General features: G+C 43.6%; 12 protein-coding genes and 1 pseudogene. 12 read left to right on the top strand and 1 reads right to left on the bottom strand.

What is annotated here, in order from left to right; genetic code table 11:
* The 4 genes from AC29Z1_RS02225 to AC29Z1_RS02210 form a co-directional block, all read left to right on the top strand.
* Positions 1 to 581: hypothetical protein (locus AC29Z1_RS02225; RefSeq protein WP_488269826.1), on the top strand; the 581-nt coding region annotated here is incomplete at its 5' end.
* Positions 582 to 825: 244 nt separating this feature from the next.
* Complete coding sequence (locus AC29Z1_RS02220) at positions 826 to 1,158, top strand: DUF3310 domain-containing protein (RefSeq protein WP_488269825.1); 333 nt, start codon at positions 826 to 828, stop codon at positions 1,156 to 1,158.
* A 9-nt stretch (positions 1,159 to 1,167) separates the two neighbouring features.
* Complete coding sequence (gene thyX / locus AC29Z1_RS02215; protein WP_488269824.1) at positions 1,168 to 1,758, top strand: FAD-dependent thymidylate synthase; 591 nt, start codon at positions 1,168 to 1,170, stop codon at positions 1,756 to 1,758.
* Between the two features lie 340 nt (positions 1,759 to 2,098).
* Positions 2,099 to 2,548, top strand: a complete 450-nt coding sequence (locus tag AC29Z1_RS02210) for a hypothetical protein (RefSeq protein WP_488269823.1) — start codon at positions 2,099 to 2,101, stop codon at positions 2,546 to 2,548.
* Between the two features lie 29 nt (positions 2,549 to 2,577).
* Here the strand turns inward: AC29Z1_RS02210 and AC29Z1_RS02205 are convergent, their stop codons facing one another.
* Entirely contained in the window at positions 2,578 to 2,832 is a 255-nt protein-coding gene (locus AC29Z1_RS02205; RefSeq protein WP_488269822.1) for a hypothetical protein, read from the bottom strand.
* Between the two features lie 52 nt (positions 2,833 to 2,884).
* Between AC29Z1_RS02205 and AC29Z1_RS02200 the strand changes: the two genes are divergently transcribed.
* The 8 genes and pseudogenes from AC29Z1_RS02200 to AC29Z1_RS02165 all read left to right on the top strand — a co-directional run.
* The gene (locus AC29Z1_RS02200; RefSeq protein ID WP_488269821.1) at positions 2,885 to 3,067 is read left to right on the top strand and encodes a hypothetical protein; all 183 of its coding nucleotides are present in this window, start codon (positions 2,885 to 2,887) and stop codon (positions 3,065 to 3,067) included.
* A complete protein-coding gene (gene nrdD, locus AC29Z1_RS02195) occupies positions 3,064 to 3,342 on the top strand; it encodes an anaerobic ribonucleoside-triphosphate reductase (RefSeq protein ID WP_488269820.1) in 279 nt (92 codons plus the stop codon). The genes AC29Z1_RS02200 and nrdD overlap by 4 nt, the downstream gene beginning before the upstream one ends.
* A complete protein-coding gene (locus AC29Z1_RS02190) occupies positions 3,339 to 3,656 on the top strand; it encodes an HNH endonuclease signature motif containing protein (RefSeq protein WP_488269819.1) in 318 nt (105 codons plus the stop codon). The genes nrdD and AC29Z1_RS02190 overlap by 4 nt, the downstream gene beginning before the upstream one ends.
* Positions 3,646 to 4,023 (top strand): hypothetical protein, encoded by a 378-nt coding sequence (locus AC29Z1_RS02185; RefSeq protein ID WP_488269818.1) that lies wholly within the window; start codon positions 3,646 to 3,648, stop codon positions 4,021 to 4,023. The genes AC29Z1_RS02190 and AC29Z1_RS02185 overlap by 11 nt, the downstream gene beginning before the upstream one ends.
* Positions 4,024 to 4,591: 568 nt before the next feature.
* The gene (locus AC29Z1_RS02180; protein WP_488269817.1) at positions 4,592 to 5,377 is read left to right on the top strand and encodes a terminase small subunit; all 786 of its coding nucleotides are present in this window, start codon (positions 4,592 to 4,594) and stop codon (positions 5,375 to 5,377) included.
* 1 nt (position 5,378) lies between these two features.
* A pseudogene (locus tag AC29Z1_RS02175) lies at positions 5,379 to 5,603 on the top strand (HNH endonuclease signature motif containing protein); the annotation flags it as partial.
* An 87-nt stretch (positions 5,604 to 5,690) separates the two neighbouring features.
* Positions 5,691 to 6,047 carry a hypothetical protein gene (locus tag AC29Z1_RS02170; protein ID WP_488269827.1) on the top strand — a complete coding sequence of 119 codons (357 nt, stop codon included), beginning with the start codon at positions 5,691 to 5,693 and terminating at the stop codon, positions 6,045 to 6,047.
* A 130-nt stretch (positions 6,048 to 6,177) separates the two neighbouring features.
* On the top strand, positions 6,178 to 6,425 hold a 248-nt coding region (locus AC29Z1_RS02165), incomplete at its 3' end, for a hypothetical protein (protein WP_488269816.1).

The following is a 6,425-nucleotide window of genomic DNA, read 5'->3' as shown; positions in this document are numbered from 1 at the left end:
TCCGTGATGATAAGTGGCGCGAATATCTCCCTTACACAAATGAGTTTTACTTTGCGGATCCCAAAGGTGTTATTGACGACTCAGAGCTGCCGGATGAAATCGGTTTATTTATATTTAACCCTAACACTAAAGGCTTTCGGACAGTTAAAAAGGCTGCTTGGCGTGATATGGAAAAGGCTACAGCATTTGATTTACTGTACTTTTGCTTAATGTGGCGTGGCCAAGAACATAAAGGTTATACCAATATTGAGCGCATTGAGCAGTATATAGCCGGTAAAATCAGTGCCAAGGAATTAAGTTACCGCTTTAAAAGCAAGTTGCTTGAGGAATTGAAAACTGCAAATGACAAAGTACGGAGCTATGAATATCGAAAAGACCAATGGGAACGGGATTCCGAGGAAATTAGAAAAATACGTGAAATGCTGTTAGCCGCCAATATCGGTCATAATTATGAATCAGTCGTAGAGCGTGTACGGATGCTGATTGAGAGCAGGGGTAACAACTTAGACCAGGGCATGAGGCAGGAAATAGGTAAGATTGTGGCTGCTGCTGAGACTTTGAAAAAGGTTATCGGCATCTAACCAACCCTAACTAAACGAGGGGGGAAGCGGAGAGTTATGAGTGTGATTGACCGTAAGAAAAGATAGAAAACGGCAATCTTGCTCCTTTGGGTGCCGATGTAATTAAAATTTACCGAAGTATTGCCAGGGATGCTCTGGGCAAGTACCGGGGAGGTGCGGACAATGGTTAAATGCACCAAGAATTGTTACTGTAACACGTGCGCATTAAGAGAAAACAAAGAGCTTGAGCCAATTTTAGGTATCCATGGCTGCGGACATTGTGATTATTGCGAAGGAGAAGTCAAAGACTGTGAATGTTATTGTCCGCCAAGAAGTGAGCGGGGAGGTTCGGACGGTGAGTGATGGCACAGCTAAATCACAAACCCATTACCAGCAGGCAGATGTGCAATCGATTGAAATTATGCAGATGTATATGACGCCGGAGCAATTTAAGGGATTCCTGTATGGTAATGTACTCAAATACAGCCTGCGATATCAGTACAAGGGGCAGGCTAAAGTGGACTTAGAAAAGGCCGCGCAATACTTAAAGTGGCTACAGCAGGTCGAGCGCGGCGAGAAGATTAATCCGAGGGAGTAAAGATTCGGTATGAGCGTTAAATTGGTCAGTTATAGCAAGGACTATATGGACTTAATCTGCGGTGCTTTAGAAAAATGTTATGGCAAACGTCCAGTAACACCGGAAAAGGCTATACAGGCAGGGCATTTGTCGGTATTAGAGCATGCATACGCCAGCTTTGATATTAACTATAGCTTGGCTGTATTAGGGCAACAAACAAGGCATAGACACCTTGGATTTACGGTTAAAAGTAGCCGAGGCTCACACATGCCGCCAAAATACTATATACCCAACGAAATAAAAGCAAGTATATTTTTAAACGAATTTATGGACTTGGCCGGTAAGTGTTTTGATTTATATAACCGCATGGTGCAAGGTGGAATAAATAAGCAGCACGCGGCCTATATACTGCCAAAAGGGACATTGACAGAACTGAGAGTTACCGGCAACCTTCGCGCATGGTTTGAGTATCTACCTAAACGGCTTTGTCACCGGGCGTTGCCGGAACACAGGGAAATTGCTGAACAGATACACACTCAGTTGACACTTGCAATGCCGGAAATTTTTAATCGAGAAATGATGAATTGTGCGAACTGCCGGGAAAGGAGTTGCGAGTTTTGATTACTATGGAGTGTGGCTATGGTGGTACCGTGGTGGACAACGATAATATCCGCGTGGATCGGCGCGACAGTGGGGCTGATGTTCGGGTGTATGTTTAGGTCGAGCGATTAAATAAGGGCAACAAGCGGTTGTACAGTAACGCTCAAAAGTGCAAGTGCCGCGAGTGTAATGAGACAGTTTTTGTAGACATTTTTGCGCCGAAGCGGACAGGGGATAACAAAGAGCAAGCAACTTTGGTAACGAATAAGTACCGGGTATTGCTTGCCGATGAAAGTGCTTAAATAAAGGGCAGCTAAGACTGCCCTTATTCCTGTTTAATAATTATTGTGGGGGTGGGGTAATGGAATTAAAAAGAAACTGTGGTAATTGTATTTATTGGAGCCCGAATCACGCAGAGCATGAAAAGTGCAAGAAATGCGGTGATCATCGTAACAATTTTGTCCCGCGAAACATGAAATGCCCAGTACCCAGTTGTCAATCGACTATGATTTACTACAAGAAAGATGCTTACTTGTGCTGCCCGGATTGCGGCACAGAAATATGGCCGTTTAATACAGATATATCGGACAAGGCTACGATTCGGCAGGAGTTTGAAAAACAACTACCATGTGACCGGAACAATGATACTACTCACGGTACTATGGTAACTACACGTAGCAAGCTAAATGGTGGTAGCAAAACCAAGGGGAATAAGAAGCCCGTAAAGAAAAAAACAACTACTCAAATATACAATGAATTAGCGGGTTTACCGAATAAAATTAGGTATGTAAAAACAGCAGAAAAACCTTGAAATTCGCTTGACAAAGTGGTATATTTGTGTTAGATACGATACCGGTAGAAGTTAACATAACATAGGCCAGCCTTAATGGGGTTGGCCTTGTTTTTATTTCTACTGACTGCTGCCCAGTGCGGCTGATGTGCAGCGCCGTGAAAACCGGCAAATATTCCGCAGGCAGCATTATAATTTAGCGGCGAAAGTACACAGGAGCCGCAATAGGGGGTTCGTTTACCGAGCCGACCGCCTATCTGGTTGTGTACAGTTCCCCAGGTAGGCGGTTTTGAATTTATGACCATTTCGTGCAAGTCAACGATATGGTCTTTTTATATGCCTAAACGGAGGTGCAACATGAAGCACTGGTGTAAGATGTACAAACCAAAACCCGGAGCCAACGGCAATTGCGGTGACTGCTATAACTACAAAATGGACAAAGGTAACTGCCCGGAGTATAATGCCAGCACCGACTTGGCGCATCCTCCTGTAAAATCCCATGATAAAAAGAGCAGCAGAGTAACGGGGGTGCTGAGATGATAATTGATGGTATTGCTGTTATATGCCCGGCAGATATGACGGAAGAAGAGGCTGCCGTATATGTCCGTAGCGAGATTGAACACTGGAAACAGACAAAGCCAGGGAAAGAAATCGGCAGCATTATAATCACCATTGAAGGTGACGAGGTTGTTATTACGGCTAAAGAACGGTCGCCTATACGTCGGATACGTCGCATCACAGGCTACCTCAGTAGCGAAGACCGTTTTAACGATGCTAAATTAGCTGAACTCAGGGACCGGGTGAAACATTTATGATGGTGCAGCCGATACCAAAAACGCCGCGGATATCTGATCGGAAGACCTTTGAACGGTGTAAGATGGACAATTGCGAAGTATGCGGAGCACCAACGCAGGGAATAGGGCCACATCACATCATTACACGCGGCGCAGGTGGACCGGACATACCGGAAAACCTAATACAACTCTGTTGGACATGTCACTATGTTAAAATCCCTGCGGGCAAGTATTCGCAGGATTTTTTATTTAACATGGTTGGCAGGCGCTTGCGAAAGAGTGGGGAAGATTGCCGGAAGGCTGTAAGGAGGGTGATGGGGTACAATGTCGACTAAGTTAACGGTACCGGAAAATCCAACGCCTGCACAATTACAACACTTGCTTTCAGTCTGTAGTAATCAGATAGCAAAGCTTGCTGACCTGGTAGTTAAATATAAGCAAGATGTAGCTATCAAAGAACGCAACTATGATAGAGCCATGGCTAGGGCAACAGTCAAATACAAGGGGCAAGGCAATGCTGCGGTGGTTAAGTCAATGGCTACTATTGATGACGAAGTAGTTAAGGCTGCCGACGAGTTAGATACTGCTGAAGCTACGTATGCGCTTGCTAAAGCTGAGCTTGATGGGTATGATGCTCAGTTTGTGGCACTGAGAAAGATAGCTGAGCTCAGAAAGACGGAAATGTCGAGATTAAATGGATAGTCATAAAAGGAATTATTTCCCCTTTGCCGAATTGTGTTAAAAATGGTAAAAAAGGGGTATGTGGTATATGAGTATAAAACTAGTGAAATATCATTGCAAGAGACTAAATAAAACAATTACAGTAACCGAAACTTACGTTGAAGTACCTGCAGTAAACTATAAAAAACTTGTAAGTGTAGAGTGCAGTGATTCAGTAAACTGCATTAAATCTGATTGCAAGATGACCGGTCAATCAAAACCTAAATTATATATTGACGCTAATTATTAAGAGCCTTAGTCGGGGCTCTTTTTTTTTACTCAGCCGCTCAAACCGAGCGGCTATTCTTATGCCTGGAGGTGACACGCATGCCGCACTATTGTGATGACACTAACTGCAAATATAACGATGACCAGACCTGCACTGCCGGTAATGCCTATCACGTGCAGCGGCAGTGCGTTACCTACCGTAAGCGGCCAAGGGAGCCGAATTACAGGGAACTCATGAGGCCGAGTGCTGGCATATGTCGGAGGGAGAACGGAAAGCTGAAGAGGAAGCGATAAAACAGGATTAATAAAATGAGGTGGTGGTGTGACTAATCATGAGTTAGCAGAAAAAGACTACATGCTTGGCATGAAGTATAAAGATATAGCCGCTAAGTACGGGGTAACTATTAGTACTGTGAAGTCCTGGAAAACTAGGTACAAATGGAGCCGCATAGAAAAAACGCATACCAAGAAAAAAAAAGGTATGCAAAACAAAAAGGTATGCAATCAAGAAAAAGGTATGCAAGTCGCTGTTACTCAGGAATCCGATGGACTTACTGAAAAACAACGGCTTTTTTGTTTATATTACATAAAAAACTTTAATGCTACTCAGTCAGCAATAAAAGCTGGTTACTCTAAAGACTCAGCATATCAGATTGGATATGAAAACTTGACGAAACCTGAGATTAGGGCAGAAGTGGAGCGTTTAAAGGCTATCAAGCGCCAATCAATCATGATTAACGAAGACGATATTGTCGAGCGTTATATGCGGATAGCCTTTGCCGATATGACTGACTTTACCGAGTTTGGCTTAATTGAAGTTCCTGAGGTTGATGAATCCGGACAGGTACTACTTAATCCTGATGGTACAGTTAAAACCAGAAAGTATAACTATCTGAACTTTAAAAGTAGTGACCAGGTGGATGGTGGCCTTATTTGTGAGATTAGTCAGGGCAAGAACGGCATGAAGATTAAACTTGAGGACAGGCAGAAAGCCCTTGAATGGTTGGCTAATTACTTCGGGATGAATCCTATGCACAAGCACAAGATTGCCTATGATAATGCAGTGCTGGCTCTAAGGGAAAGAGAACTCAAACTAAAGGAATGGTAGTATGGCTCAAGATTTTGCACGAAAACTGTATACGTCTAAGGCATGGACAGACCTTAGGTTTAATTTAATTGTTGTGCGTGGGCCTGTATGTGAACGGTGTCAGAAGGTAGTAACTAACACGTCTAAGTTGATTGGCCATCACAAAATCCCTTTAACGCAGCAGAATGTAAACGATCCGGCAATCGCTCTTAATCCTGATCTTATTGAGTTACTTTGCTGGTCATGTCATAATAGGGAACCACACTACAGAAATGGTCACAGCAAGCATGAGGTATTCATTGTCTATGGCAGTCCGCTATCAGGTAAGACGACATTGGTTAATCAGCTTGCACAGTACGGGGATATGATAGTTGACGTTGATAAGATTTATGAATGCATATCTGGTCAGGCGTTGTACGATAAGCCCGATAACCTGAAGTACAACGTGTTTGCTCTCAGGGATAAAATGCTCGACATGATTAAGACACGGTTTGGCAACTGGCACGATGCGTATGTAATCGGTGGTTATCCAAATAGGCATGAGCGGGAGCGGCTTGCTAAAGAACTCGGGGCCGAGCTTATATATTGCGAGAGCACAAAGCAAGAGTGTCTTGAGAGGGCTATGAGGCTAAGAGACGTGAAGCCGGGATGGGAAAAGTTTGTTGAGAAGTGGTGGAGTGAGTACAACTAACATCCCCCCCCGCTCAACGATTCTGGCGCTTTTCGCACAGGACCGGCGAGCGTACTTAAGAAAAATACACACCAAAATTTTGACTTTTCTCGGGAAGGTTTTTGAAAAAGTTTGACTTGGGGTGAGATACATGGAAGTCCGGCAAGAATACGAGAGAATCAAAGCACTGTTTGCTGGCGTTGATGAAAAGCAATTATCGCTGGTAGATGGAGCTATTTGGGAAGCAGCAAGACTACGAGTTGAATTAAATCGTCTACATGAAATCGTAAGTCAAACTGGTTTGATAAAACTTCAACCCAATAATCCTGCTATGCAAAAGGAACTGCCAATAAGTCGGATGATTGTTAAGGTTAGGGCCAATTACCTGAACTATATAGC

It is taken from the genome of Sporomusa sp., assembly GCF_057736855.1.
This window is presented reverse-complemented; position numbering and strand designations above follow the sequence as displayed.